This window comes from Xenorhabdus hominickii, from assembly GCF_002632725.1.
Classification (GTDB): Bacteria; Pseudomonadota; Gammaproteobacteria; order Enterobacterales; family Enterobacteriaceae; genus Xenorhabdus; species Xenorhabdus hominickii.
The window spans coordinates 1-426 of sequence record NZ_NJAI01000113.1 but is presented as its reverse complement, the minus strand read 5'-3'; the positions used below and the strand labels follow the sequence as shown (position 1 = coordinate 426).

Below are 426 nucleotides of genomic sequence, written 5' to 3'. Positions count from 1 at the left end.
CGCTGAGTTTCATGACAAAAACATCTGTTGCTCAGATGCCCTGCGCTTAGTCAGCCCGTTCATCACCTTACCTGCCGCTTTATCCCATCGGGGAAACTCATCCGCCGCACCTTTGTAGTCACTGGCATTGAGTTTCTTAAACAAGGTAGAGCGAACAAAGTTGCCCGCACCGCAATTGAAGATAAAGGAACATAGGGCATCAAACTGACCTTGAGTCAGTGGCACCTTAACCCATCGCTCCAGTGTGGCGTAAGCGAATGTGAGGTCATCGTGTAAAAAATCTTCGGCCTGCTGCTCTGTAATCACATCGCCTTTCTTAACGCCTTGTGTATGCCCGTAGCCAATCGTCCACGGAATGCCTCCCGTCGCAGGATCGGGATAGGCTTTCAGTTTCAGGCCTTCCCATTGCTGAATAAATCTCAAACC

The 426-nt window shown here is 50.0% G+C and carries 1 protein-coding gene; it reads right to left on the bottom strand.

What is annotated here, in order from left to right:
* Window positions 1-9: 9 nt before the first annotated feature.
* A partial coding sequence (locus Xhom_RS25430; RefSeq protein ID WP_244590830.1) for a lysozyme occupies window positions 10-426 on the bottom strand: 417 nt, incomplete at its 5' end.